Origin of the sequence: Burkholderia sp. E168m22 (genome assembly GCF_001319805.1) — a bacterium.
GTDB lineage: Bacteria > Pseudomonadota > Gammaproteobacteria > Burkholderiales > Burkholderiaceae > Burkholderia > Burkholderia orbicola.
This window is the reverse complement of sequence record NZ_BBSK01000032.1, coordinates 35904-62424: the sequence shown is the minus strand read 5'-3', so window position 1 is coordinate 62424 and position 26521 is coordinate 35904. Positions and strand designations below refer to the sequence as shown.

Annotated in this window: 25 protein-coding genes; 9 read left to right on the top strand and 16 right to left on the bottom strand. The window is 68.5% G+C overall.

Annotation, left to right across the window (positions count from 1 at the left end; all coding sequences use genetic code 11):
- Positions 1–59: 59 nt before the first annotated feature.
- Positions 60–605: an META domain-containing protein gene (locus AP428_RS09235; RefSeq protein WP_011545864.1), complete on the bottom strand. Its 546-nt coding sequence runs from the start codon at positions 603–605 to the stop codon at positions 60–62.
- Positions 606–822: 217 nt separating this feature from the next.
- Here AP428_RS09235 and purT point away from each other — a divergent pair, with 217 nt between their 5' ends.
- The 4 genes from purT to AP428_RS09215 all read left to right on the top strand — a co-directional run bounded on the left by purT (position 823) and on the right by AP428_RS09215 (position 4659).
- Complete coding sequence (gene purT / locus AP428_RS09230) at positions 823–2037, top strand: formate-dependent phosphoribosylglycinamide formyltransferase (protein WP_011545863.1); 1215 nt, start codon at positions 823–825, stop codon at positions 2035–2037.
- Positions 2038–2055: 18 nt separating this feature from the next.
- Positions 2056–2241: a DUF6726 family protein gene (locus AP428_RS09225; protein WP_011545862.1), complete on the top strand. Its 186-nt coding sequence runs from the start codon at positions 2056–2058 to the stop codon at positions 2239–2241.
- 87 nt (positions 2242–2328) lie between these two features.
- Positions 2329–2709 carry an MliC family protein gene (locus AP428_RS09220; protein ID WP_011545861.1) on the top strand — a complete coding sequence of 127 codons (381 nt, stop codon included), beginning with the start codon at positions 2329–2331 and terminating at the stop codon, positions 2707–2709.
- Between the two features lie 387 nt (positions 2710–3096).
- Positions 3097–4659 (top strand): DEAD/DEAH box helicase, encoded by a 1563-nt coding sequence (locus AP428_RS09215; protein WP_054928036.1) that lies wholly within the window; start codon positions 3097–3099, stop codon positions 4657–4659.
- A gap of 261 nt (positions 4660–4920) precedes the next feature.
- Here AP428_RS09215 and gluQRS read toward each other — a convergent pair whose 3' ends face one another.
- Positions 4921–5817, bottom strand: a complete 897-nt coding sequence (gene gluQRS / locus AP428_RS09210) for a tRNA glutamyl-Q(34) synthetase GluQRS (RefSeq protein ID WP_054928035.1) — start codon at positions 5815–5817, stop codon at positions 4921–4923.
- A gap of 25 nt (positions 5818–5842) precedes the next feature.
- Complete coding sequence (locus tag AP428_RS09205; RefSeq protein WP_012328939.1) at positions 5843–6697, bottom strand: sulfurtransferase; 855 nt, start codon at positions 6695–6697, stop codon at positions 5843–5845.
- 216 nt (positions 6698–6913) lie between these two features.
- Between AP428_RS09205 and dnaE the strand changes: the two genes are divergently transcribed.
- The 3 genes from dnaE to AP428_RS09190 all read left to right on the top strand — a co-directional run bounded on the left by dnaE (position 6914) and on the right by AP428_RS09190 (position 13178).
- Entirely contained in the window at positions 6914–10447 is a 3534-nt protein-coding gene (gene dnaE / locus AP428_RS09200) for a DNA polymerase III subunit alpha (RefSeq protein WP_054928034.1), read from the top strand.
- A gap of 315 nt (positions 10448–10762) precedes the next feature.
- Positions 10763–11851 carry a glycosyltransferase family 9 protein gene (locus AP428_RS09195; RefSeq protein WP_054928033.1) on the top strand — a complete coding sequence of 363 codons (1089 nt, stop codon included), beginning with the start codon at positions 10763–10765 and terminating at the stop codon, positions 11849–11851.
- A gap of 148 nt (positions 11852–11999) precedes the next feature.
- Positions 12000–13178 carry a glycosyltransferase family 9 protein gene (locus tag AP428_RS09190; protein WP_054928032.1) on the top strand — a complete coding sequence of 393 codons (1179 nt, stop codon included), beginning with the start codon at positions 12000–12002 and terminating at the stop codon, positions 13176–13178.
- A 127-nt stretch (positions 13179–13305) separates the two neighbouring features.
- Here the strand turns inward: AP428_RS09190 and AP428_RS09185 are convergent, their stop codons facing one another.
- The 3 genes from AP428_RS09185 to AP428_RS09175 all read right to left on the bottom strand — a co-directional run bounded on the left by AP428_RS09185 (position 13306) and on the right by AP428_RS09175 (position 16473).
- Positions 13306–14586, bottom strand: a complete 1281-nt coding sequence (locus AP428_RS09185; protein WP_054928031.1) for an O-antigen ligase — start codon at positions 14584–14586, stop codon at positions 13306–13308.
- Between the two features lie 138 nt (positions 14587–14724).
- Positions 14725–15567 (bottom strand): glycosyltransferase family 2 protein, encoded by an 843-nt coding sequence (locus AP428_RS09180; protein WP_054928030.1) that lies wholly within the window; start codon positions 15565–15567, stop codon positions 14725–14727.
- A 153-nt stretch (positions 15568–15720) separates the two neighbouring features.
- Positions 15721–16473: a glycosyltransferase family 2 protein gene (locus tag AP428_RS09175; protein ID WP_012328934.1), complete on the bottom strand. Its 753-nt coding sequence runs from the start codon at positions 16471–16473 to the stop codon at positions 15721–15723.
- A 225-nt stretch (positions 16474–16698) separates the two neighbouring features.
- On the opposite strand from AP428_RS09175, the gene msbA reads away from it, so the two are divergent.
- Positions 16699–18450: a lipid A export permease/ATP-binding protein MsbA gene (msbA, locus tag AP428_RS09170; RefSeq protein ID WP_011694340.1), complete on the top strand. Its 1752-nt coding sequence runs from the start codon at positions 16699–16701 to the stop codon at positions 18448–18450.
- A gap of 93 nt (positions 18451–18543) precedes the next feature.
- Positions 18544–18936, top strand: coding sequence for an RcnB family protein (locus AP428_RS09165; protein WP_012328932.1), 393 nt, complete (start codon positions 18544–18546; stop codon positions 18934–18936).
- A gap of 94 nt (positions 18937–19030) precedes the next feature.
- Here the strand turns inward: AP428_RS09165 and AP428_RS09160 are convergent, their stop codons facing one another.
- The 10 genes from AP428_RS09160 to AP428_RS09115 form a co-directional block, all read right to left on the bottom strand.
- Positions 19031–19597, bottom strand: a complete 567-nt coding sequence (locus tag AP428_RS09160; RefSeq protein ID WP_027806451.1) for an aromatic acid exporter family protein — start codon at positions 19595–19597, stop codon at positions 19031–19033.
- 42 nt (positions 19598–19639) lie between these two features.
- Complete coding sequence (locus AP428_RS09155) at positions 19640–20899, bottom strand: MFS transporter (RefSeq protein WP_011545849.1); 1260 nt, start codon at positions 20897–20899, stop codon at positions 19640–19642.
- Positions 20896–21861 carry a PRC-barrel domain-containing protein gene (locus AP428_RS09150; RefSeq protein WP_054928029.1) on the bottom strand — a complete coding sequence of 322 codons (966 nt, stop codon included), beginning with the start codon at positions 21859–21861 and terminating at the stop codon, positions 20896–20898. The genes AP428_RS09155 and AP428_RS09150 overlap by 4 nt, the downstream gene beginning before the upstream one ends.
- A 91-nt stretch (positions 21862–21952) precedes the next feature.
- Complete coding sequence (locus tag AP428_RS09145; protein ID WP_027806452.1) at positions 21953–22168, bottom strand: hypothetical protein; 216 nt, start codon at positions 22166–22168, stop codon at positions 21953–21955.
- 55 nt (positions 22169–22223) lie between these two features.
- Positions 22224–22559, bottom strand: coding sequence for a YggL family protein (locus AP428_RS09140; RefSeq protein ID WP_006478219.1), 336 nt, complete (start codon positions 22557–22559; stop codon positions 22224–22226).
- Positions 22560–22685: 126 nt separating this feature from the next.
- The gene (rng, locus tag AP428_RS09135; protein ID WP_011545847.1) at positions 22686–24155 is read right to left on the bottom strand and encodes a ribonuclease G; all 1470 of its coding nucleotides are present in this window, start codon (positions 24153–24155) and stop codon (positions 22686–22688) included.
- Between the two features lie 8 nt (positions 24156–24163).
- Positions 24164–24796, bottom strand: coding sequence for a nucleoside triphosphate pyrophosphatase (locus AP428_RS09130; RefSeq protein WP_006478221.1), 633 nt, complete (start codon positions 24794–24796; stop codon positions 24164–24166).
- A 51-nt stretch (positions 24797–24847) separates the two neighbouring features.
- Positions 24848–25318, bottom strand: coding sequence for a 23S rRNA (pseudouridine(1915)-N(3))-methyltransferase RlmH (gene rlmH, locus AP428_RS09125; protein ID WP_006478222.1), 471 nt, complete (start codon positions 25316–25318; stop codon positions 24848–24850).
- An 18-nt stretch (positions 25319–25336) separates the two neighbouring features.
- Complete coding sequence (rsfS, locus tag AP428_RS09120; protein WP_006484266.1) at positions 25337–25780, bottom strand: ribosome silencing factor; 444 nt, start codon at positions 25778–25780, stop codon at positions 25337–25339.
- A gap of 4 nt (positions 25781–25784) precedes the next feature.
- Positions 25785–26516, bottom strand: coding sequence for a nicotinate-nucleotide adenylyltransferase (locus AP428_RS09115; RefSeq protein WP_054928028.1), 732 nt, complete (start codon positions 26514–26516; stop codon positions 25785–25787).
- Positions 26517–26521 lie beyond the last annotated feature (5 nt).

Here is a 26521-nt window from a genome sequence, read left to right as displayed (position 1 = left end):
GCACATGCGCGTCGTGCGCCACGCGAAGGCGGTCGGTCGGCCTCCGCGCGCGCCGTGCATCAGGGGCTCCGGTGCGTGAACGTCAGCGTTGCGCCGGCCTGGGTCACGATCTGCAATTGCTGGGGCGCGCGCATCTGCACGCCGGTCTTGTCGACGTGGGCGAGCGCGTCGAGATACGCGGATTCGAGCTGGCCGCCGAGCGTGTTCGGGCAGGCCATCCGCGTGCCGGCGAGCGGGCCGAAGCTCAGCAGGCCGTTCTTGACCGCATAGGTGCCCATGTAGCGATTGCAGCCCGAGAACCCGCTCGCGCGCCGGATGCCCGACTCGGTCGACAGTGCGAGCTTGATCGGCTCGCCGTTGTCGCCGTGCGGGATCGCGCGTTGCGTGCCGTCGGCGTTCACCCAGCTGGTGAGTTCCCAACTCGTGTCGTCGAGCAACTGGACGGCGGCCGGGTTGTACGGGTCGGGCGCGGGGGCGGCGGAATCGGGATGGGTCGGCATCGTGCAGGCGGCGAGAAGCGTGGCAAGCGTCAACGCGCAAAGCGGCGCGCGCAACGGGCGAAGCAGGCCGGTGCGTGCGCGTGCGGCCGCGGACAGGTGGGACATGAGCCTCGTTCCTCTTCGGATTCTGATCAAGGCGTAAGAGTAACGCACCCGCCCCGCGGCAGGCGAGCCGACACTTCGCGCGCGAAAACGTTCGCAGCCCGCCCACGGGCCTCGCGCGACATGGCGCCGGGGGCGGCCAAACGGCCCAAACCGGCCCGGATGCCCGTGTTAACATCGAAGCCGTTTTCGTCCTCCAACAGAACCAGCGGGAAATCACATGCAGATCGGTCAGCGGCTCGGTACGCCGCTTTCACCCTCGGCCACGCGCGTCATGCTGCTCGGCGCGGGCGAGCTCGGCAAGGAAGTCATCATCGCGTTGCAGCGTCTCGGCGTCGAAGTCGTCGCGGTCGATCGCTATCCGGACGCGCCCGGCCATCAGGTCGCGCATCGCGCGCACGTGATCGACATGACGGACCCGGCCGCGCTGCGGGCGATCGTCGAGGCCGAGCGTCCGCACCTGATCGTCCCCGAGATCGAGGCGATCGCCACCGACGCGCTCGCGGCGATCGAGGCGGCCGGCCTCGCCGAGGTGATCCCGACCGCGCGCGCGACGCAGCTCACGATGAATCGCGAAGGGATTCGCCGGCTCGCGGCCGAGGAGCTCGGCCTGCCGACTTCCCCGTATGCGTTCGCCGATTCGTTCGAGGCATTCAGCGCGGCCGTCGCGAAGATCGGCATGCCGTGCGTCGTGAAGCCCGTGATGTCGTCGTCGGGCAAGGGGCAGTCGGTCGTGAAGACCGACGCCGACGTGAAACCCGCGTGGGACTACGCGATGGCGGGCGGGCGTGTGAACCACGGCCGCGTGATCGTCGAGGGCTTCGTCGATTTCGACTACGAGATCACGCAGCTGACCGTGCGCGCGATCGACCCGGCGACGCTCGACACGCGTACCTACTTCTGCGAACCGGTCGGCCACGTGCAGGTGGCGGGCGACTATGTCGAATCGTGGCAGCCGCAGCCGATGAGCGCGGTGGCACTCGAGAAATCGCGCGAGATTGCGCACAAGGTGACCGAGGCGCTCGGCGGGCGCGGCCTGTTCGGCGTCGAGCTGTTCGTGCGCGGCGACGACGTCTGGTTCTCCGAGGTGAGCCCGCGGCCGCACGATACGGGCCTCGTCACGCTCGCCTCGCAGCGCCAGTCGGAATTCGAGCTGCACGCGCGGGCGATTCTCGGGCTGCCGGTCGATCCGGCGCTCGGCACGCCGGCTGCGTCGGCGGTGATCTACGGCGGCCTCGACGAGCGCGGAATCGCGTTCGAAGGCGTGCGCGACGCGCTCGCGGTGCCGGGCGCGGACTTGCGCCTGTTCGGCAAGCCGGAAAGTTTTGCGAAGCGACGCATGGGCGTCGCGCTGGCAACCGGCGCGACCGTCGACGAAGCCCGCGAACGCGCGAAGCGCGCGGCCGCGGCCGTCCGGCCCGTGTCGGCGCGCTGACGGAACGAGGAGAGGACGATGGCGTCGAGAGCGTTGCGTATCGGAAAGCTGGGCGTCGCGCTGGCGCTCGTCGCGAGTCTCGCGGGCTGCGGCCTCGCGGCCGCGCCGTGCCGGGTGGCGTCGGCCGGACTCAAGATCGTGCCGCTCGTCGGCCATGTCGCCGCGGCGCCGACCGATGCGTGCGCGGATGTGATCGATCCCTGATTCCGGCAAGCCGCCGAGCCTCCCTATAAACAATAACCGCGCGCCCCGCGAGGGCGCGCTTTCCACCCGTCTCGTGAGAGGACCTGCATGATTCGCCAAACCCTCGCCGCGCTTGCGCTCGCCGGCACCGCCGTTTCCGTCGCGCATGCCGCGCAACTGACCGTCGAGGAGATCGACGCCGACGCGCGCCAGCAAACCGTCTACCAGTGCGCGAACCAGAAGCAGCCCGTGCGCGTGTCGTACTGGCTCGCGGGCAACGGCCAGAGCTTCGCGCTCGTGCCGGTCGACGGCAAGCAGATGCTGTTCGTCGATACGGTGTCGGCATCGGGCGCGCGCTACCAGGCCGGCCGCTATACGTGGTGGACGAAGGGCAAGGAAGCGACGCTGCGCGACGAGATCGCCGACCCGAAGTCGCCGCCGCTGCTGGGCGACTGCGCGCAGGTCGAGAAGAAAAAGAAGAAGGGCTGAGCGGCGGGCGCGATCGCGGAGCGTATTCATCCGTGTTGACCGCTGTCGGGCTGAAGGCTCGACACGCGGGTTGGCGGCGGGGCGTGCTGATGCGAGGCTCCCGGATCGAACCCTTAATCGAGTTCATCGGCCGATACGGATACCCCGATCGACCAACCGCCGGCCCGCACGGGCGGGAGCAGGGCCGCCGCGCGAACCGCCGTCGTGGCCGTTCGCGGCGTTGTCACGGACAGATTCCCGCACGGTGCTACAATACGGCCCTTTCCGCCGGCATTCGCGCCGAACGGAGTCCGCACGGTCTGGCGTCCAGCGTTCGCATTGAACCGGTCCCAAGCACCAGAGCGGCGCCGCGCGGCGCGCCGCGGCTCCGTCTATTTCCGAATTGTGATGAGCGCAGGCCCGGCCGGCCTGACGCACGATGTCCCCGCCGCGCCTTTTGAGCGAAACGCCACCATGTCCGATTCTGTCGCCAAGCCCGTCGACGCAACCTTCGATCAATTCGGCCTTGCCCCCGATATCCTGAAAGCCATTGTGGAGCAGGGCTATACGACGCCGACGCCGATCCAGGCGCAGGCCATTCCGGTCGTGCTCGCCGGCCGCGACGTCATGGGCGCCGCGCAAACGGGCACCGGCAAGACCGCGAGCTTCTCGCTGCCGATCATCCAGCGTCTGCTGCCGCAGGCCAACACGAGCGCGTCTCCGGCGCGCCACCCCGTGCGGGCGCTGATCCTCACGCCGACCCGCGAACTCGCCGACCAGGTCGCCGCGAACGTGCACGCATATGCGAAGCACACGCCGCTGCGCAGCGCGGTGGTGTTCGGCGGCGTCGACATGAATCCGCAATCGGCCGAACTGCGCCGCGGCGTCGAGATCCTGATCGCGACCCCGGGCCGCCTGCTCGACCACGTGCAACAGAAGACGGCGAACCTCGGCCAGGTGCAGATCCTCGTGCTCGACGAAGCCGACCGGATGCTCGACATGGGTTTCCTGCCCGATCTGCAGCGCATCCTGAACCTGCTGCCGAAGGAGCGTCAGACGCTGCTGTTCTCCGCCACCTTCTCGGGCGAAATCAAGAAGCTCGCGTCGACCTATCTGCGCAACCCGCAGACGATCGAGGTCGCGCGCAGCAACTCGACGAACGCGAACGTCACGCAGATCGTCTACGACGTCGCCGAAGGCGACAAGCAGGCGGCCGTCGTGCAATTGCTGCGCGATCGCGGCCTCAAGCAGGTGATCGTGTTCTGCAACAGCAAGATCGGCGCGAGCCGCCTCGCGCGCAATCTCGAACGCGACGGCGTGGTCGCGTCGGCGATTCACGGCGACAAGACGCAGATCGAGCGGATGCAGGCACTCGACGCGTTCAAGCGCGGCGAGATCGAGGCGCTGGTCGCGACCGACGTGGCCGCGCGCGGCCTCGATATCGCCGAGCTGCCGGCCGTGATCAACTTCGACCTGCCGTTCAGCGCGGAAGACTACGTGCACCGGATCGGCCGTACCGGCCGCGCGGGCGCGACGGGCGACGCGCTGTCGCTGTGCAGCCCGAACGAGCGCAAGCAACTCGCCGATATCGAGAAGCTGATCAAGCGTCCGCTCGACGTGCAGACGCTTACGATCGACAAGCCGGCACGCCAGCGTCACGACGAACGTGGCGGCGAGCGCAACAACAGTGAGCGCGGCGGCGAACGGGGTGGCGAACGCGGAGGTCGGCGCGATCGCGACGAGCATCGCGGTGCATCGGGCCGCCGCTCGGGCAGCACCGAGCGCGGCAGCCATCATCGCCGCCACGAAGCGCCGGTCGACGATTTCTTCCTGAAGCCGTACGAGCCGTCGGCGTCGGCGAAGCAGCCGGACGATGCGCAGCCCGCGCAGCAGCCCGAGAAGAAAGGGCCGAAGCGCCAGGTTGCCGCGCTGCTCGGTGGCTTTGGGATGCCGCGCAAGCCGTCGGCGTAAGCCGGACGGAGCGGCGGGGCGGCGTGTGAGCGCTGCCGGACAAGCGGGTGCATGCGATGAGCATGTGCCCATTTTTCATTGGGCGACGTGATCGGGGCGGTGTGCAGCAGGGAGTATCGCTTGACGCGCAGGGGAGGGACTTTCGACACCGAGTCGTCAGCCGGCGTGGCGCTCAGGCTTCCGTCATGCTTTCATGCGAGCGGATGCAACGCTCGCGGAGGCCGGCGCGTAGTCGGCACGGGCCGGTGTCCTGCAAGCGACTCAACCGGCGCGCGGCCCGAAGCGACGCGCCCACGCATCGGTCGCGGCCGTGTAGAACGCGTCGAGCGTCCCGCCCGGCAGATCGCCATCGTTGGCCAGGCCGAGATGCGCGGCCGCAGCCTGCAGCGCGGGCAGCGGATCGTTGCGTTCGAGCGCTGTCGCGCCCGTCTGCTTGCTGAGCTTTTCGCCGTTCGCATCGACGACGACCGGCACGTGCAGGTACTCGGGCGTCGGCACGCCGAGGCAGCGCTGCAGGTAGATCTGGCGTGCGGTCGAGTCGAGCAGGTCGGCGCCGCGTACGACGTGCGTGATGCCGGCATCGGCATCGTCGACGACGACCGCGAGCTGATACGCCCACTGGCCGTCCGCGCGTTTCAGCACGAAGTCGCCCACTTCGGCCGCGAGGTTCTGCGATTGCGTGTGCTGCCAGCGGTCGGCGAACGTGACGACCGCGTCGCAGCCGTCCGGCACGCGCAGCCGCCATGCGCGTGCGGGCTTGCCGTGCAGGCCGGTGCGACAGGTGCCCGGATACGCGAGCGTCGTGTGGCGTTCATGGGCGGCGCGCAGTGAATCAGCGATCTCCTTGCGCGTGCAGCCGCACGGATAGACGAGCCCCGCCGCGACGAGCTGCTCGAGCGCGGCCGTGTACGCCGCGTCGCGCGTGCTTTGCCAGACGGGCGGCTCGTCGGGCGTCATGCCGAAATGCGCGAGCATCGCGAGGATGTCGTCGGCCGCGCCGGGCACCGTGCGCGGGCCGTCGAGATCCTCGATGCGCACGAGCCATGTGCCGCCGTGCGCGCGTGCGTCGAGCCAGCTTGCGAGCGCGCCGACCAGCGAGCCGAAGTGCAGCGGGCCGGTGGGCGAAGGCGCAAAGCGGCCGCGATAGCCGGGGTTCATCGGCGGTGCGCGGTGCGATGCGCCGTTACGCGGCGCTGGCGGCCTGCGCGCAGGCGGGGCACGACTTGCCGGGCACGTAGCTCGGCGATTGTTGCGCTTCCGGCGTGACGACCGCACGGCACGCGAAGCACGTGACGTTCTCGGTGGGCTGGAGCTGCGGGTTCAGCGCGGTGCGGTAGTCGAACACGAAGCAGTCGCCGTGATAGTGCGCGCCGCCGACTTCCTCGAAGTACTTCAGAATGCCGCCTTCGAGCTGGTACACGTTGTCGATGCCGATTTCCTTCATGTGGATCGCGGCCTTTTCGCAGCGGATACCGCCGGTGCAGAACGACACGACCGTCTTGCCTTCGAGATCGGCGCGGTTTGCGTCGATCACTTCCGGGAATTCGCTGAACTTGTCGATCCGGTAGTCGAGCGCGTTGTCGAACGTGCCGACGTCGACTTCGAACGCGTTGCGCGTGTCGAGCATCACGACCGGGCGGCCCGCATCGTCGTGGCCGCGGTCGAGCCACGCCTTCAGCGTGCGCGCATCGACGAACGGCGCGCGGCCGAGCTCCGGCTTGATCGCGGGCTTCTTCATCGTGATGATCTCGCGCTTCAGGCGCACGAGCATGCGGCGGAACGGCTGCGAGTCGGACAGGCTTTCCTTGAACTGCAGCGTCGCGAACTTGCCCTCGAACAGCGGATCGTGGCGGATGTACGCGATGAACGCGTCGGTGGCTTCGCGCGTGCCGGCGATGAACAGGTTGATGCCTTCCGGCGCGAGCAGGATCGTGCCGCGCAGGCCGAGTTCGTTGCAGCGGGCGGTGACGAGCGGGCGCCATTGCTCGTTCGCGTCGAGCGATACGAAGTGGTAGGCGGCGAGGTTGACGATGGTCATGATGGTCCGACGGGAAAACGGCCGCACGGCGGCCCGCAAAAAAGGGTGCGAAGCCGGGGCGTTGATTCGAAAAACCGTATTATCCCGCAAACGGCGCGGGCATCGGTACCTGGCCGATCGGCCAACCGCGCGACGCGTCGCCGCGTGCATCGGCCGAACGGCCAAAGCGGGCATTTTTTGGGCAGCTTGCGCGGCGGGGCGGCTACAATAGCGCCCATGTCAGATCCTCGCTTCGTCCATCTTCGCGTCCACTCCGAATTCTCGATTGCCGACGGCATCGTGCGCATTGACGACATCGTCAAGGCGGCGGCCGCGGACGGTCAGGGCGCGCTCGCGCTCACCGATCTCGGCAACGCGTTCGGCCTCGTTCGTTTCTACCAGGAAGCCCGCGGCAAGGGCATCAAGCCGATCGCCGGCTGCGACGTCTGGATTGCCAATCCGGACGACCGCGACAAGCCGTCGCGGTTGCTGCTGCTGGTCAAGGACAAGGTCGGTTACCTGAATCTCTGCGAGCTGCTGTCGAAGGCGTGGCTCACGAACCAGTACCGCGGCCGCGCGGAACTCGACGCGAGCTGGCTCGACGGCGAGCTCGCGCAGGGGCTGCTCGCGCTGTCGGGCGCGCAACAAGGCGATATCGGCCTTGCGCTGGCTGCGGGCAACGAAGAAGCCGCGCGCCGTCACGCCGAGCGCTGGGCGCGGGTGTTTCCGGGCGGCTTCTACATCGAGCTGCAGCGTTACGGCCAGCCGGGCGCCGAGGCGTACATCCAGCAGGCGGCGGCGCTCGCCGCGTCGCTGAAGCTGCCGGTCGTCGCGACGCACCCGACGCAGTTCATGACCGACGACGATTTCACCGCGCACGAGGCGCGTGTGTGCATCTCGGAAGGCGACATCCTCGCGAACCCGCGGCGCCAGAAGCGTTTCACGACCGACCAGTATTTCCGCACGCAGGACGAGATGGCCGCGCTGTTCGCCGACCTGCCGTCGGCGATCGCGAACACGGTCGAGATCGCGAAGCGCTGCAACCTGAAGCTCGAGCTCGGCAAGCCGAAACTGCCGCTGTTCCCGACGCCGGACGGCATGTCGCTCGACGACTACCTGGTCCAGTTGTCGAAGGAAGGGCTCGAGGCCCGTCTCGCGCAGTTGTATCCGGTCGAGGCCGAGCGCGACGCGCAGCGCGACACGTACTACAAGCGCCTCGAGTTCGAGTGCGGGACCATCACGAAGATGGGCTTCCCCGGCTACTTCCTGATCGTCGCGGACTTCATCAACTGGGCGAAGAACAACGGCGTGCCGGTCGGCCCGGGCCGCGGCTCGGGCGCCGGCTCGCTGGTCGCGTACGCGCTCGGCATTACCGATCTCGATCCGCTGCGCTACAACCTGCTGTTCGAGCGCTTCCTGAACCCGGAACGCGTATCGATGCCCGACTTCGACATCGATTTCTGCCAGCACGGCCGCGATCGCGTGATCCAGTACGTGAAGGAGAAGTACGGCGCGGACGCCGTCTCGCAGATCGCCACGTTCGGCACGATGGCCGCGAAGGCGGCCGTGCGCGACATCGGCCGCGTGCTCGACCTCGGCTACATGTTCACCGACGGCATCGCGAAGCTGATTCCGTTCAAGCCCGGCAAGCATGTGACGATTGCCGACGCGATGAAGGAAGAGCCGCAGTTGCAGGAGCGCTACGACCACGAGGACGAGGTTCACCAGCTGCTCGACCTCGCGCAGCGCGTCGAGGGTCTCACGCGTAACGTCGGGATGCACGCCGGCGGCGTGCTGATCGCGCCCGGCAAGCTGACCGATTTCTGCCCGCTGTACACGCAGGGCGACGAGGGCGGCGTGGTCAGCCAGTACGACAAGGACGACGTCGAAGCCGTCGGCCTCGTGAAGTTCGACTTTCTGGGCCTCACGACGCTGACGATCCTCGACTGGGCCGAGCGCTACATCCGCCGCCTCGACCCGTCGAAGGCCGACTGGTCGCTCGCGCAGGTGCCGCTCGACGATCCGGCCTCGTTCCAGATCCTGAAGAAGGCGAACACGGTCGCGGTGTTCCAGCTGGAAAGCCGCGGGATGCAGGGCATGCTGAAGGATGCGCAGCCCGACCGCTTCGAGGACATCATCGCGCTCGTGTCGTTGTACCGTCCGGGCCCGATGGACCTGATTCCGAGCTTCTGCGCGCGCAAGCACGGGCGCGAGAAGGTCGACTATCCGGACCCGCGCGTCGAACCCGTCCTGAAAGAGACCTACGGCATCATGGTCTATCAGGAGCAGGTGATGCAGATGGCGCAGATCATCGGCGGCTACTCGCTCGGCGGCGCCGATTTGCTGCGTCGCGCGATGGGCAAGAAGAAGCCCGAGGAGATGGCCAAGCACCGCGAGATCTTCGCCGAGGGTGCGGCGAAGAACGGCCTCACGCGCGAGAAGTCCGACGAGATCTTCGACTTGATGGAGAAGTTCGCGGGCTACGGCTTCAACAAGTCGCACGCGGCCGCGTATGCGCTGCTCGCGTATTACACCGCGTGGCTGAAGGCGCACCATCCGGCCGAATTCATGGCGGCCAACATGACGCTCGCGATGGACGACACCGACAAGGTGAAGATCCTGTTCGACGACTGCGTCGTGAACAACCTTGCCGTGCTGCCGCCGGACATCAACCAGTCGCATTACCGGTTCGAGCCGGTCGCGGAAGCCGACGGCAAGCGCTCGCGCACGATCCGCTACGGCCTCGGTGCGGTGAAGGGCAGCGGCCAGAACGCGATCGAGGAAATCCTGCGTGCGCGCGAGGAAAAGGCGTTCACCGACCTGTTCGACTTCTGCGAACGGATCGACCGGCGCGTCGTCAACCGCCGCACGGTCGAGGCGCTGATCCGCGCCGGCGCGTTCGATTCGCTGAACCCGAACCGTGCGCAGCTGATCGCGTCGGTGCCGCTCGCGATGGAGGCGGCCGACCAGGCCGAAGCGAACGCAATGCAGGCCGGCCTGTTCGACATGGGCGCCGAGTCGCCGCATGCGCATGCGCTCGTCGACGAGCCCGCGTGGGACGACAAGCGCCGCCTTCAGGAAGAAAAGGCCGCGCTCGGCTTCTACCTGTCCGGCCACCTGTTCGATGCGTATCGCGACGAAGTGCGCCGCTTCGTGCGGCAGAAGGTCGGTGATCTGAAGGAAGGGCGCGACAAGCTCGTCGCCGGCATCATCGCGTCGCTGCGCACGCAGATGACCCAGCGCGGCAAGATGCTGATCGCGCTGCTCGACGACGGCACGGGCCAGTGCGAGATCACGATCTTCAACGAACAGTTCGAGGCAAACAAGGCGCTGTTCAAGGAAGACGAGCTGCTGATCGTGCAGGGGCAGGCGCGCAACGACGCATTCACCGGCGGCATTCGCTTCACGGCCGATACCGTGATGGATCTCGAACGCGCGCGCAGCCGCTACGCGCAGGCCGTGCGGTTGACGATGAACGGCAACGCCGACGCGCTCGCGCTGCGCCGCGTGCTCGAGCCGCACGTGTCGAAGGACGATCCGGCCGCCGCGAACGTAGTCGACGCGCCCGCGCCGCGCGGCGGCGGCCGCGATGGCGGTCGGCGCCCGCCGCCGCCGCTGCCGAACGGGCTTGCGGTCCAGATCCACTACAGCAACGCGCGCGCGCAAGGCGAAATGCGTCTGGGCGACGCGTGGCGCGTGAAACCGAGCGACGTGCTGCTGGCGGAGCTGCGTGCGGCGTTCGACGGCAGCGTCGTCGAAATCACGTACTGACCGCGCGCTGTTTCGACGGCTGTCGCGCATAGGCGGCCCGTCGCATCGCCATCGTGCGGTGCGGCGGGCCGTTTTGACGTCGTCCAAGGGTAATCGGGCGCTTGGGCTTGCCCTCCGGACGCTATACAATCCCGCGCTAACCGTCCGAACGCGGCGCCTGCCGCGGGTTCGCACGGCGAGCGGCGCCGGCAGTGCGCGCGTAAACAGGGGCGGATCGATGCGGCGTGCGGCGACCTGCGGCAGGGCAGGCCCGCGGATCAGGATGCCGTGGAACGGCCCGCCGCGACGATAAAAACGGATTGTCACCACATGACCATGGCCAATGGGAACCCGACGCAGCGGATCCTCGTGATCCGGATTGATTTTCTGGGCGACATGCTGTGCACGACGGCGTTTCTCCGCGCGCTGAAGGCGCGCTGGCCGGGCGCGGAGCTACATGTGGTCGCGAACCGCTACAACGCGGCCGCGCTGGCCGGAAACCCGGACGTGCACACGATCCACACCTACGTGTACAGCCGCCAGTGCGAGCGCAACGACCGTCCCGGGCGGATGCGCGCATTCTTCGACCGGCTGCGACTCGTGCGCCGCCTGCGCCGCTTGCGGTTCGACCTCGTGATCGTGCCGAACGGCGGCATGCATCGCAGCAGCATGCAGTTCGCGCGCCAGCTTCGCGCGAAGGATTGCCGCTGGCACGATGCCGAGACCGAATTCGACGATCGCAAGCCCGAGCATGTCGCGCAGCGGCCGATGTGCCACGAGGCGTTGTCGGGTTTCCGCTTGGTGCCCGAACTCGGCTGCGCCGATCTCGATGGTCTCGAACTGTCGGTCCATCCCGATCGTGCGCGGCAGGAAGCGTGGCATCGCCTGCTCGGCGCGCGCACGAAGCCGCGCGTCGGGCTGTTCGTGTCGAACAAGGCGGTCGAGCGCCGCTGGCCCGCCGACCGCTGGCGCGACCTCGGCGAGCGGCTTGCCCCCGTCGCGGATGTGATCGTGTTTCGCGATCCGGCCATCGGTCAGGCCATCGAGGGCGAGGGATGGCGCGACGTGAATGCGCGGCATGTCGCGCCGTCGTCGGTCGCCGATCTCGTGGCGGCCGCGAGCCTGCTCGATGCAATCGTCTCGGCCGACAGCGCGCCCGTCCATCTTGCGTCGGCGCTCGGCGTACCGGTGGCTGCCCTGTTCGAGGACCGTCCCGAGAAATACCTGCGCTGGCATCCGATAGGCGTGCCGCACGTGATCCTGCGCGCGGGTCGGACCGTCGATGCGATCGGTGTCGATGCGGTCGAGCGTGCGGTGCGCCACCTGCTGTCGCAGGCCGGCCAACGCGACGAAGCGCCGGCCGCCGCGGCGCGCGTGCAGCCGGCCGCCGCCACGGCGCCCACGATCGCGACGATCGCTTCGTAGCGCGGCACGAACGGCCCGCTCGCGTACCGCGCGACACGTCACGATCGGGCCGCATCGTGGCCGCTTCCATCGCCGGCGCGCGACGCCGCGCCGGCTGCTGCAAAATCCTGTACATTGCCAGCCTTGTTCAGCCAGCCAGACGATCGCCGTGGCCCTGTTTTCTTCCGCCCGTCCGCCCAGAACCATTCTCGTTGCCGCGCCGCGCCGTATCGGCGACGTACTGTTGACGACCCCGCTCGTACGGTCGCTGAAGGCCCGCTGGCCGGACGCGCAGATCGACATGCTGGTGTTTCGCGGCACCGAGGGCGTGCTCGAGCACAATCCGGACGTGCGGCGCGTGATCGTGGTCGCGCAGCGCGCGGGATTTGGCGAGCGGCTACGCGATGCGCTGTCGATGTGGCGCCGCTACGATCTCGCATGCGCGGCGCTGAGTTCCGACCGGCCGCGTTTCTATAGCTGGTTCGCCGGCCGCAAACGGGTCGGCCTCGTCGACCCGAATCGCGTCACGTGGCTGACGCGGATGATGCTGAACGGGATCGCGATCAATCACCACGAATCTGCCCATACGGTCGTCAGTACGCTGGCACTCGCGCCGGTGCTCGGCATCGAGCCGGTGTCCGAGGTCGTCGCGCCCGGCATCGGCGATGATCCGGCGCGGCGCGCGCGTTTCGACGCGTGGCTCGCCGAGTCGCCGGCGATCCGCGCCGGCAAGCCGCTGGTCGTGCTGCATCCGTATCCGATGTTCCGTTACAAGCAATGGCGGCTCGACGGCTGGGTCGAAATGATCGGCTGGCTGCGCGAGCAGGGCTTCGCGATCGCGCTGTCGGGCGGCCCGGCCGACCGCGAGCGCGAGTATGCGGAGCAGGTCGCGACCGAGGCGGGTGGCGACGTGTTGAACCTGGTCGGCCGCCTGACGTTCGGCGAGAGCGCGGAGCTCGTGCGGCGCGCGCGGCTGTTCATCGGGCCCGACACCGGCGCGACGCACGTCGCGGCCGCGACGGGCACCGACACGATTGCACTGTTCGGGCCGTCCGACCCCGTGCGCTGGGGGCCGTGGCCGCAGCACTGGCCTGCGACCGAGAATCCGTGGGCGCTGCGCGGCTCGGGGCGGCACGCAAACGTGTGGCTGCTGCAGGGGGACGGAGATTGCGTGCCGTGCCGCCACGAAGGCTGCGAGCGTCACGTCGACAGTCGCAGCGACTGCCTCGTCCATCTGGATGCGCAGCGCGTGAAGGCCGCGGCAGCCGAGATGTTGGGGCTGAATCCGCCGGGTCCGGCCGACGTCATCGTCGACACGTCGCGGCTGCGCCGTGCCGGGGCCGACTGACCCGCGCCTTTCTTCGTCAGCAGGAGTTTGTTTCGCGGAGCGCCGCGCGGCTCTCAGGCATCGACGGGGCGGATGTCCGCCGCCGCCGAACCGGGTGGGCGGGCCGCGGAACGTAGGCAGGCGTGCGTTACACGCTGCGCCGGATCGCCGACGTTTCGCGCGGCAGTGCTTCGCTGCGTTCGCCGCAACCGAGCAGGATGCCGGCCAGCAGCACGATCAGGTGCCCTTCGGCGAAATCCAGCAGCAGCGAATTCGCGAGACTGCCGATCGCGAAGATCGCGAGCCACGCGAGCAGCAGGTGTCGCGAGCGCGGATCGAGTGCGCGGCTGCCGCGCGCGATCTGCACGATCAGGTTGACGAACAGCAGCAGGCCGACCGTGCCGAGCTGCACGGCCATCAGCAGATATTCGTTGTGCGGGTTCGACGTGAGCTGGCCTTCGGCGGCCGTCTTGCCGGCCGTGAGCTTCTCGAATTCGGATTCGAGGCCGCCCGCGCCGTAACCGATCACGGGGCGCTGGCGATATAGTTCGCCCCCCTTCTTGTACCACTCGAGGCGCAGGCCGGTTGACGTGGCCGCATCGCTCTGCCGGTATTGCTGCACTTCCGTCACGACCTTCGTCAGCCGGCCGTTGTGAACCGTGCATGCAGCCACCACGAGCGCGACGCCCGCCAGTACGAGCGTGCCGGCGGCGAGCCCTGCACGCAGTGCGGACTGCCGGCGCAGCAACAGCACGAAACGTATCGCGACGACGAGGATCAGCAACAGCGCGATGACCTGTCCCGTGCGTCCCTGCAGCATCACGAACACGTTGACGAGCGACCACACGGCGATGCCCGCATAGGCGACACGGGACAGCCGCGTGCGGGTCGCCAGCGCGAGATCAGCCGCCTGGTAGAAGAGCAGCGCGCCGAACATGCCGGCCGCAATGTGGTTCTTGAACACCCAGGCGCGCGACAGCGGCAACTGGGTCGCATGCGCCGGCCCGATCGCGGTGAGCCCGAGGTAGTTGGTGGTCGACAGCAGCAGAATCACGCACAGCGTACCGAACCAGCAGCGCCGCACGATCGGCGCCCAGTTCGAATGACGGAACGCGAGCACGGCGAACGGCAGCAGCAACAGCTTGTCGTACTTCGCGACCCAGTTCCACGCCTTGTCATGCGGCGCGACCGTATAGGTGACGCTCACGGCCAGCGCGGCCAGAATCAGCAGTGCCGCGAGCGAAGCCGGGTCGGTGACGAACGAGCGCAGGTCGCGCCAGAATTCGGGAGAGATCACGAGCGCCACGGCGAACAGCCCGCAGAACACGTTGGTCAGCGCCGTCGAGACGGGCACCATGCAGAGCGCGGCGACGGCGAAGGCGCGGGCGGCGGTCAGGCGCCGCGTGGCGGGAGCGGAAAACGAAAGCATCGGAACCTGTCGTATGGACGAATGCGGCTCGCGGACATCGTGCACCGTGCCGCGTCGCGCATCCCGGCGAGAGAGCCGGGACGAACGGCGCAGTATACGCGAAGCAGGACGGCTTTCCGTGCGGTTTTCGGGGCCGGATCAGCTGAATGCGCGCTTGATCCGCGAGCGCAACAGCGCGCGTTTGAGGCGGCCTTCCACAGCCGGCGTATCGAGCGCGATCTGCGTGCCGACCGGCTCGCCGCGATGCAGGTAGTAGCGGTCGAACGTCGCCTGGGTCATGCCCCATTTGTTCAGGAACTGGCGGCGGCCGTCGTTCTTGACGATCTTGCCGGTGCTCTTCTGCTGGAAGTGGTACACGAGGCTGTCGCCGACGCCGACGAAGATCCGGCACCCGGCGTCCCAGAATTTCATCGAGAAGTCGTTGTCGCTGCTCATGCCCGGCGACAGCTCGCTGCTGTAGCCGCCGATGCGGTTCCACCAGTCGCGGTGCACGAGCGTCGGCGGCCAGGTCGAGCCGAGCCAGTCCGGGCGTGCCAGCTTCGGGGTCGCGGCGACCAGGCCGGCCGCGTCGAATTGCTCGGCGTCGCGGCCGAAATTGCTGACAACCACGCACGGATTGCGCGTGTCGACCGGCTCGATCATCGTGCCCGACAGCATGAACAGGTCGGTCGGCATCTGTTCGATGTGGCGCACGAGCGCCGTGTCCCAGCCCGGGCAGCAGAACATGTCGTCGTTCATGTAGACGACGTAGTCGCGCGTGGCCCGCGCGGCGGCCAGGTTGACCGCATGGCAGATGCCGATGTTGGCCGGCGACGCGGTGTGCTCGATCCCTTCGTGGCGCACCCAGTCGAGCGTGCCGTCCGAGCCGTCGTTCACGTGCACGATGATCTGGTGGTCGTACGCGGAGTGCCGGCGCAGGCTGTCGACGACGAGCTTGAGGTACGGCAGGTTGTTCCAGGTCGGAATGATGATGGAGAACATGGTGGTCGGAATCGGTGGTCGTCGTGGCGCGCGGCGCAGCCGCTCGGGCGGGTACGCGCGGTGCGCGCAACCCGGCATTGTAACGCCGGGCGGCCGTGCGCCGGGCGCTCGCCCAGGGCACGTTCGCAAGCCCGTTATTGGCGTGAACAGGCCCTAGCGTACCGGTTCGTGACCGAGCTTCAGGAAGCGGTAGTACACGGTTTCCGCGTTGAACACCGCGATCATGAAGCCCGCGCGACCGTCGAGGAACCCGCGCCGCAGCACGTAAGTGCGCACGAACGCCCACGCGCCGCGGCCGAGCGCCTTGCCGAAGCCGCCGCGCTGACCGGCCGCGCGGCGCTGGCGCGCGCCGGCCGTCGAATACGCGTCGAGCTTGCGCACGACCGTTTCGAAATCCTCGTACGAGTAGTGCATCAGCTTGCCGGCCAGGCGCTGCGCGGCCGTATCGAACACGAGGCGCTCGTGCACGAGGTCGTCCGAGAACCGCGCGGTGCCGCGCCGGAACAGCCGCGGCACCCAGTCCGGATACCAGCCGCTGTGATGGATCCACTGGCCGCAGAAGCTCGACAGCCGGTCGAGCGCATAGACCTGCGCGGCCGGCGCGCGGATCGCGTCGCGGATCGAGCGCGCGAGTTCCGGCGTGACGATTTCGTCGGTATCGAGCGACAGGATCCAGTCGGTGCCGAGCGCGTCGAGCGCGCGGTTCTTCTGCGGGCCGAAGCCCGGCCAGTCGCGCTCGACGATCACGCGTGCGCCGTGCGCCTGCGCGATCGCGACGGTATCGTCGGTGCTGCCGCCGTCGACGACGACGACATCGTCGGCGAACGACAGCGCATCGAGACACTGCGCGAGTCGCGCGGATGCGTTGAGGGCGATGAGGGCGACGCCGAGGGTGGGTTCAGCCATGAAATCGTCGGAAAGGCGGAGAAAACGGTGAGCGGCAGTATACCTGCGGCCCGGCCGGCGGCCGTCTCGACAACGGCCGTGCCGGCGAGGGCGGTACAGCTATAATGTTGAGCCCTTTTCGGCACCCGCCCGACAGGGGCGCACACCCGGGCGGCCACGTGCCGGGCGCCGCATCGCGGCTCAAGAAGGATTGCCTTGGAAACCCAGAACACTCTTCGCAAACCGATGGACGGCACCGGCACCTCGCCGATGACGGTCCTCAAGCGCCTGTGGCCGTACATCCGGCCGCTCATCGGCATCGTGGTGCTCGCCGTGGTGACGATGGGCGTCGTCGCGGCCACCGAGGCCGGTATCCCGGCCCTGCTCAAGCCGCTGCTCGACCACGGCTTCGGCTCGCACGGCAGCGACAGCGCGAAATGGTACGTGCCGATCGCGGTGATCGGGCTCGCGCTGGTGCGCGGCGTGTCGCAGTACACATCGAATTACCTGCTCAACTACGTATCGAACCGCATCCTGCTGCAGCTGCGGCTCGAGATGTTCCAGCGGATGATCCATACCGGCGCGTCGTTCTTCCAGCGCGAAACCGCGAGCACGGTGATCAACGCGATCGTGTTCGAGGTCAACCAGATCCTGTCGGTGCTGACGGGCGTGATGGTCACGCTCGTGCGCGATTCGCTGACGGTGATTTTCCTGCTCGGCTACCTGTTCTATCTGAACTGGCGGCTCACGCTGATCGTCGCGGTGATCCTGCCGGGCATCGGCTGGCTCGTCAGCAAGATCAACCGCCGGCTGCGCCGCCTGAACCGCGAGCACCAGACGCTGACCAACGAGCTGTCGTACATCGTCGAGGAGACGGTCGGCGGCTACAAGGTCGTCAAGGTGCACAACGGCGAAGCGTACGAGATGGACCGCTTCACGACGATGAGCAAGCGCCTGCGCGGCTACGCGATGCGCATGACGATCTCGGGCGGCCTCGCGCAGCCGCTCACGCAGTTCCTCGCGTCGATCGCGCTCGCGGTCGTGATCACGATCGCGGTCGTGCAGTCGTCGAACGACCAGACGACGGTCGGCGGTTTCGTCGCGTTCGTCACGTCGATGCTGCTGGTGATCTCGCCGCTCAAGCACCTGATCGACGTCAACCAGCCGCTGCAGCGCGGGATGACGGCCGCCGAGCTGATCTTCGGGCTGATCGACGAGCCGGCCGAGCCGCAGGGCGGCGGGCGGCCGCTGTCGCAGGCGCGCGGCGAGATCGAGTTCCGCGCCGTGTCGTTCGACTACGGCGCGGCCGAACGGCCGACGCTCGACCGTATCTCGTTCAAGGTCGCGCCCGGCGAAATGATCGCGCTGGCCGGCCCGTCCGGGAGCGGCAAGACGACGCTCGTGAACCTGCTGCCGCGCTTCTTCGACCCGACGGACGGCACGATCCTGGTCGACGGCGTGCCGGTGTCCGACTACGATCTCCACGCGCTGCGCAGCCAGATGGCGATGGTCAGCCAGGACGTCGTGCTGTTCAACGACACGATCGCCGCGAACGTCGCCTACGGGCAGACACCCGACCGCGCACGCGTGCAGGCCGCGCTCGAGGCCGCGAACCTCGCCGATGCGGTCGCCGCGATGCCCGACGGGCTCGATACGCTGGTCGGCGGCAACGGGATGCGGTTGTCCGGCGGCCAGCGCCAGCGACTCGCGATTGCGCGCGCGATCTACAAGGACGCGCCGATCCTGATCCTCGACGAAGCGACGTCGGCGCTCGATTCGGAGTCGGAGCGCCACGTGCAGGCTGCGCTCGAGCGGTTGATGGAAGGCCGCACGACGCTGGTGATCGCCCACCGGCTGTCGACGATCGAGCGCGCGGACCGCATCCTCGTGCTCGAGGCCGGCAAGATCGTCGAGGAGGGCAGCCACGACGAACTGCTGCGCCACGGCGGCCTCTACGCGCACCTGCACCGGATCCAGTACCAGCAGCAGGCGGCGTGACGCGCGCTCATGCGGCCGCGATGCCGTGTGCTAGTCTTCATCGGGCAGTCCCGGTCGTTTCTTGTTCGACGTGATACCACGGAGGGAAGGACAATGAAGAGGATGCACGGCATGATGCTGGCCGCATGGATCGCGGCCGGCTGCGCCGCCACCGCGGCGATGGCGCAGGATCACGGCAACCACGACAATCGCGATGACCGCGGCGGCCACGGCATGCAGCGCGGCCATGGCCCGAAACACGTGCCGCCCGGGCAGGCGAAGCATCGCGACGACGACGTACCGCCGCGCTGGGCCGACGGGCCGCGCCGCGACTGGCATAAGGGCGACCGGCTGCCGGACGAATTCCGCGATCGTCAGTACGTGGTCGACGACTGGCGCGGCTACCGCCTGAGTCCGCCGCCGCGCGGCTATCACTGGGTCGGTGTCGGCGGCGACTACCTGCTCGTGCAGATCGGCTCGGGCATCGTGCTGCGGGTCGGTCCGTAACCGGGGCCGTCGCGCGGTCCGTCACCCGGTCCATCACCGTGACGCCGCTTTCCGAACGTTCATCCGGCTGCCGGGCGCGTCGCCCGGCGCCGCGTCACTTTGCCGCCGCGCGGCGGAACCAGCGCCGCTCGATTCTCGACATCACCCAGCACACACCCAGCGCGCACACCGTGCCGAGCGTCACTTCGCCGAACCGGATCAGCGGAACGTCCCACAGCGGGCCGTTGCCCGGAAACAGCAGCACGATCGTCGCGGTCACGCCGCCGAGCCGCGCGGCGCTGCCGATGTTCAGGCACCAGCAGCAGACGATCACGACCGCGACCGTGATCGCATACGCGACGAGGCGATCGCCGCCCAGCGCCGCGCCGGCGAAGCCGAGGAGGCCGCCGACCATCGCGCCGATGAACTGGTCGCGCGACAGCGACATCGTGTCCGAGTAGTTGTGCTGCGTGACGGCGATCGCGGTGATCGCCGCCCACACGGCCTGCTCGCTATGCATCGCGCGGCCGATCGCATACGCGAGGCACGCGCCGCAGACGGCCTGCAGCGCCATCAGGCCGCCTTGCGCGAGCCGTTCGCTGAATGACAACCCCTTGAACAGATCGAAGATCGACTGCTGGATCTGCTGGCGGGCTTCGTTGAGAGTCCTGATCGTATCCATCGTGCATCGGCCAAGAAGCGGGTAGCGGGCGGCGCGCCGCCGTCAATGCGCCTGTTCGGGCGACGCGGCCGCCGGTTCGTCGGCCGTCGCATCGCCGTTCTCGACGCGCGTTTCGGGCATCACGAGCCAGACCAGCAGCACCGCGAGCGCGCCGGCGGCCGCGAGCCCGAAGAAACTGACCGCGTTGCCGAAGTGGTCGGCGACGTAGCCGGCCACGGCCGTGCTGAGCGTCGCGCCGATCCCGGCCGCGAGCCCGAACAGCCCGATACACAGGTTGTAGCGGCCCTTGCCGCCCGCGACGTCGGCCGCGATCAGCGGCAGCATCACGCCGAACACGGCCGCGCTGATGCCGTCGAGCATCTGCACCGGCACGAGCAGGTACGGGCTGCTGACGCCGGCGAACAGCAGCGCGCGCACCGGCAGCGCGGAGAAGCCGAGCAGCAGGATCGGCCGGCGCCCCCAGCGCTGCGCGGAGCGGCCGACCCACGGCGACAGCATCGCGACGATCGCCTGCGGCACGATGATGCACGCGGCGATCACGAGCTGCACGTTCTCGCCCATCCCGGCCGTGACTTCGCCGGCCGCGAGGTTCAGCATCGCGGCGTTCGACAGGTGGAACAGCACGACGCAGGCCGCGAAGATCAGCATCCGGCGGTCGCGCAGCAGTTCGAGCAGCGTTTCGCGCTCGCCGGCTTCGTCGAGCTCGTCAGGCTTCGACGACTGCGGAATCACCTGGTGCGTCGGCTGGATCATCGCGAGCGCGAACAGCGCGGGCAGCGCCAGCACGGCGGTCAGCCAGAACACCGCGCGCGCGGAGAAGTATTCGCCGGTGAGCCCCATCAGGCCCGCCGCGACCGCACTGCCGATCGACGCCCAGCGCGCGTTGCGGCCGAGCCGGTCGCCGAGGTCGGCGCGACCGACGAGCGAGAACGAGATCGCGGCCATCGCCGGCACCAGCATGCAGCTTGCAAAGCCGTGGAACACCTCGGCGGCGATCACCGGCACGATCGTCGGGCTGGACGCGAGCAGAACCGCGGACAGGATGATGGCCGCGATCGCCCACGCGGCCGCGCCTTTCTTGTTCTTCAGCGCATCGACGGCCGCGCCGCCCGGCACCTGGCTGACCATCGCGCTGATCGTGCCGATCGACAGCACCATGCCGATCTCGCCCTGCGTCCACTTGTGCGACGCGAGGTAGGACGCGATGAACGGACCGAACCCGGTTTGAACGTTTGCAACGAAAAAGTTGAGCCAGTCGAGGGCCCGGAGACTGCGCACGCTGACGGAATGCTTGATCGTCATCGGGTAGCACTCGCAGACGAGGCCGGTGCGGCCGGGGCAACGGGCGGGAAGACCGCGACGATCGGCTTGTCGGCCGCGTACGGCGGCGAGGCCTTGATCTGGGCGTCGTTCAGGTCGAGCTGCGGGTGCAGCGCCTTGTCGCGCGTGACGAAGCGCAGCGCGCCCCAGCTCGCGGCGATCGAGCGGCGGTCGGTATTGACGAGCCCGCCGAGGTCGAGCACGACGGCCTGCGGCTGGGCGCCGCGGTCGATCAGCACGTCGACGATGCGGCCGATCTTCGTGCCGTTCGGGCGCTCGACGTCGCTGTCGAGCATCGGCAGTCGCGTCGCCGGCGACGCCGCGGCCGAGCCCGACAGCGGCACGGCCTTCGGCCGCGCGGACGGCGGCAGGTCGCCCGACGGCACGTCGAGCACGATCGGCTCCTGTTTGCCGCCCGGCGTGAAGCGGAACACGTTCCACGGGAAGATGACCTTGCGGTCGCCGATGCCCATGAAGCCTTGCAGGTTGACGATCATCTCGCGCGGCTTGCCGCTCGCGTCGACCACCATGTCGACCGCGCGGCCGACGACCTTGCCGTTGCGGCGCGCGACCTCGCTGTCGAGCAGCGCGTGGATCTGGGTGCGGTCGAGCGAGCGCGTCGCGACGATCGGCGGGGGCGGAGGCGGCGGCGGGGTCGGCGATTCGGGACGCTGCACGGGCTTCGGCCGCGTCACCTCGCGGTGCGGCTTCTTCGGCGCTTCCGGTTCCTCCGGTTGCGTCGGCGCGGGCACCGGCGGCATCGTCAGCGGCTCGCCGGCGGTCTCCTCGACAGGCTCGACGAGCGCCTCGCTGATCGGCGCGGGCGGGTTCTGGACAGGCAGTAGCCCGCAGCCGGACAGCAGCGCGGCGACGGCGAGAATCAGGAAGACCGTCGACGACGGCAACGACTTGCGGGATGCGGGAAACGGGAGTCCGCCGCTCATTGACACTCACTCCATGGGTCGGGGGCGGCCCGAGGGCACGCGGCTGGCGATGGATGGCGGGTGCGGGCGGCGCACCACGCGAGGTGAGAGTTTAACGTGTCTTGCTTTCAGGACCGACTTCGATGGCCTGTTGCAGGCCGACCGTCGGGAAAAGGAAGGGATCGGACGCGGGTTGGAGGCCCGGCTGCGGTGCCTGATCGACGACGATGCGGGCGCCGGCGCCGCTGCCGCGGGGCCCCTGGCTCAACGAGCCGAGGCCCGCGGACCGCGGCAACCGCGCCGCAACGCCTGCCGCAATCATGGCCATTCGGCGGACGCGGCGCAGGCGCGGCTGCTGTCTGAAACAGCGTGAAACCGGAAAATTAGGCGTCCGGATACCACGCGTCGGCGAATTCGCTGACCTGGACGTCCTTCAGTTCCGGACGGGCGGCCAGCCACCCGCGCACGAGTTCGCGGTCGGCGTCGGTCGTCGTGCCGCGCGGCGCGCCGGAGATCACGTACGCGCCGATGCCTTCGTCCGCGGACGCGACGGTCAGCAGCCCGTTCGCTTCGACGAAGTCGATGAACGCATCGATCAACTGGCCGCGCTCGAGGTCGGTCATTTCATTGCGGTAATGCGCGGTGGCGTTGAACGAGAGTTCCTGGAATTCGCCGATGTGGAGTTTCTTGCGCTGGCGGCGGTTGTGGCCTTGGCTCATGGTGTGTGGTGAATGCGAAAAGGGTCAATGAAAGGGCGGCGGCCGGCGCCGGCGCGGCATGCGCGAACGGCCCGGACGCCGCATCGGGGCGCCGCGCGGCGATGCCGGCGGCGGATGGGCGGAAGGTTACATCAGCACGATATCGTACTGCTCCTGGCTCAGATTCGACTCCACCTGCAGCGACACCGGCTTGCCGATGAAGTCGATCAGCATCGCCAGATGCTGCGACTCCTCGTCGAGGAAAAGGTCGATCACCTGCTGCGCGGCGATCACGCGAAACTCACGTGGATTGAACTGCCGCGACTCGCGCAGGATTTCGCGCAGGATGTCGTAGCACACGGTGCGCGACGTCTTCACCTGGCCCTTGCCCTGGCAGGTCGGGCACGGTTCGCACAGCACGTGCGCGAGCGATTCGCGCGTGCGTTTGCGGGTCATCTCGACGAGCCCGAGCTGCGAGAAACCGTTGACCGTCACGCGCGTGCGGTCGCGCGACAGCGCCTTCTTCAGCTCGGACAGCACCGCGTCGCGATGCTCGGCGTTCTCCATGTCGATGAAGTCGATGATGATGATCCCGCCGAGGTTGCGCAGCCGCAGTTGCCGCGCGATCGTATGCGCGGCCTCGAGGTTGGTCTTGAAGATCGTGTCGTCGAAGTTGCGCGCGCCGACATAGCCGCCCGTGTTCACGTCGATCGTCGTCATCGCCTCGGTCTGGTCGATCATCAGGTAACCGCCCGACTTCAGGTCGACGCGGCGCGACAGCGCGCGCTGGATCTCCGTCTCGATGTTGTACAGGTCGAACAGCGGCCGCTCGCCCGTGTAGTGATGCAGCTTCGGGCTCACGGCCGGCGTGAATTCGCCCGCGAATTCCGACAGGCGCTGGTACGTCTCGCGCGAGTCGACCTGGATGCGCGTCGTGTCGTCGTTCGCGAAATCGCGCAGCACGCGCTGCGCGAGATCGAGATCCTGATACAGCAGACTCGTCGCCGGTAGACGCTGCGCTTGTGCGACGATCGTCGCCCAGGTCTTGCGCAGGTACGTGACGTCGCCGGCCAGTTCGTCGGAGGTCGCATCCTCGGCGATCGTGCGCACGATGTAGCCGCCTTTCTCGTCCGGCGGGATCACGGCCGTCAGGCGCGCGCGCACGGCCTCGCGCTCGGCCTCGCTCTCGATTTTCTGCGAGATGCCGATATGCGGCTCCTGCGGCAGGTAGACGAGCGTGCGCCCCGCGATACTGACCTGCGTCGACAGCCGCGCGCCCTTCGTGCCGATCGGGTCCTTGATCACCTGGACCATCAGCGTCTGGCCCTCGAACACGATCTTCTCGATCGGCTGGTGCGGCGCGCCCGACTGCGGCTCGCCCGCGAGGCGCGGATGCCAGATGTCGGCGACGTGCAGGAACGCCGCGCGTTCGAGGCCGATGTCGATGAACGCCGACTGCATGCCGGGCAGCACGCGCACGACCTTGCCGAGATAGATGTTGCCGACCCGCCCGCGCGACAGCGTGCGCTCGACGTGAAGCTCCTGCACCGCACCTTGCTGGACGAGTGCGACGCGCGTTTCCTGCGGCGTGAGGTTGATCAGGATTTCTTCGTTCATGGTGCGGTTCAGAAGGCGACGCGTGCGGTACGCAGCAGCGCGGCAGTCTCAAAAAGGGGCAGACCCATGATACCTGAATGGGACCCGTCGATTCGCTCGATGAATTCGGCCGCGCGGCCCTGGATCGCGTACGCGCCGGCCTTGCCGAACGGCTCGCCGGTTTCGACGTAGCGCACGTATGCGTCGCGCGGTGCGTTCGAAAAGCGTACCGACGAGCGCGACAGCGCGGGCGGCAGCAGTTCGCCGTCGGCACCGATCACGGCGACGGCGGTCAGGACTTCGTGTTCGCGGCCCGCGAGGCGGGTGAGCATCGCGAGCGCATCGTCGGCGTCGGCCGGCTTGCCGAGGATCGCGCCGTCGATCGTCACCGTGGTGTCCGCAACGAGCACCGGCGCGGCCGGTTTGCCGCTCGCGACGAGACGCGCACGCGCGGCCTCGGCCTTCGCGACGGTCACGCGCCGCACGTACGCGTCGGCGGCTTCGCCGGGCAGTTCGGCTTCGAGCGCCTCGGCGTCCTCGTCGGGGCGCGGCAGCAGCAGCTCGAAGCGTACGCCGATCTGCAGCAGCAGCTCCTGGCGGCGGGGGCTTTGCGAAGCGAGGTAAAGGATCGGGAAAAGCGCGGGGGACGTGCTGGACGGCATGGTGTCGTTATCTCGTTGAGCGCGCCCGGCGCGCGTCTCGAGGACGACACGTCATGCGCGGTGGTAGGGGTGATTCTGCGTGATGCTCCACGCCCGGTAAAGCTGTTCGGCGAGCAGCACGCGCACCATGCCGTGCGGCAGCGTCATGCTCGAGATGCGCAGCAGCACGTCGGCGCGTGCTTTCAGGTCCGGATCGAGCCCGTCGGCGCCGCCGATCACGAACGCGACGTCGCGGCCGTCCTGCTGCCAGCCGGGCAGCGCCTGCGCGAGCTGCATCGTGGTCCAGTCGCGGCCGCGCTCGTCGAGCGCGACGAGGCGCGCGCCCTTCGGCAGCGCGGCCTCGATCTTCTGCCGCTCGGCGGCCATCACGCTTTCGGCGCTGCGGCCGCCCGAACGCAGTTCAGGCTTGATTTCGCGCAACTCGATGCGCAGTTCGGGCGGCATCCGCTTCGTGTATTCGTCGAAGCCGGATGCGATCCAGCCGGGCATCTTGTGACCGACCGCGAGGATGAAAAGCTTCATCGACAGACGCGTGACGGCTCAACGGCGGCGGGCGGCCGTCTTGCGCGCCGGGCGTGCGGGCGCTTCTTCCTCTTCCTCGTCGTCTTCGCTCGCCGTGGCGAAGCCATTGCCCTTGCCGCCGCCCAGCTTCATCCGCACGGGCTTGTCGCCCCAGATTTCCTCGAGGTTGTAGTACTGGCGCAGCGCCGGTTGCAGGATGTGCACGACCGCGTCGCCGCAGTCGACCAGCACCCATTCGCCGGTGTCCTCGCCTTCGGAGCTGACGACGTCGCCGCCGGCTTCCTTGACCTTGTCGCGCACGTTCGACGCGAGCGCCTTGGTCTGGCGGTTGGAGGTGCCCGAGGCGACGACCACGCGGTCGAACAGTTCGGTCAGGTGGCTGGTGTTGAACACCTTGATGTCTTGCGCCTTGACGTCTTCGAGGGCGTCGACGATCACGCGCTGCAGTTTGCGAATATCCATGGATTCAGGAATGGTAGAGGCGATGTTGAAGAATATAGGCCCATACGGCGGCCGGCACATGTTCGGCCGATGCGTGGGGCATTTGCGCATGGCGTGCGATGCATTCGCGCAGGTGCGCGCGGATGTCGGTCGCGGCGATGTCGAACGAAAGGGTCGTATCGATCAGCAGGCGGCCTGCCGGCGTGGCCTTGAGCACGTCGGCGCCGGCCTGCCGCGCGGCGATTTCCCGCGCGACGTCCGGCGGCGCCGCGCCGAGCTCGAAGCCCGGGCGCGTCGACACGCCGATGTGCGCGTAGTCGAACAGCGTGCGCCAGTCGCGCCACGTATCGAGGCGCACGAGCTGGTCGGCGCCGATCAGCAGCGACAGCGATGCATCCGGGCCGATCCGCTCGCGCCAGCGCGCGAGCGTCTCGACCGTGTAGGTCGGGCCGGTGTGCTCGATCTCGTCGGTGGCGACGGTCACGGTCACGCCCGGCAGCACAAGCGAATCCGCCGCCGCGCGCGTCATCGCGAGCCGGTGCTCGGCGGCCGACACGTCGCGCTTCTGGTACGGCTGCCCGGCGGGCAGCAGCACGAGTTCGGTCAGGTCGAGCAGTTCGGCGAACCGGCGCGCGAGCGCGAGATGGCCGTCGTGGATCGGGTCGAAGGTACCGCCCAGCAAGCCGATACGACGCGGCAGCGGGGCGGGGCGGGCGGTGGTGTCCAGAAACGCGTCCTTTCGTTGGGGCAGCGGCACGCGCG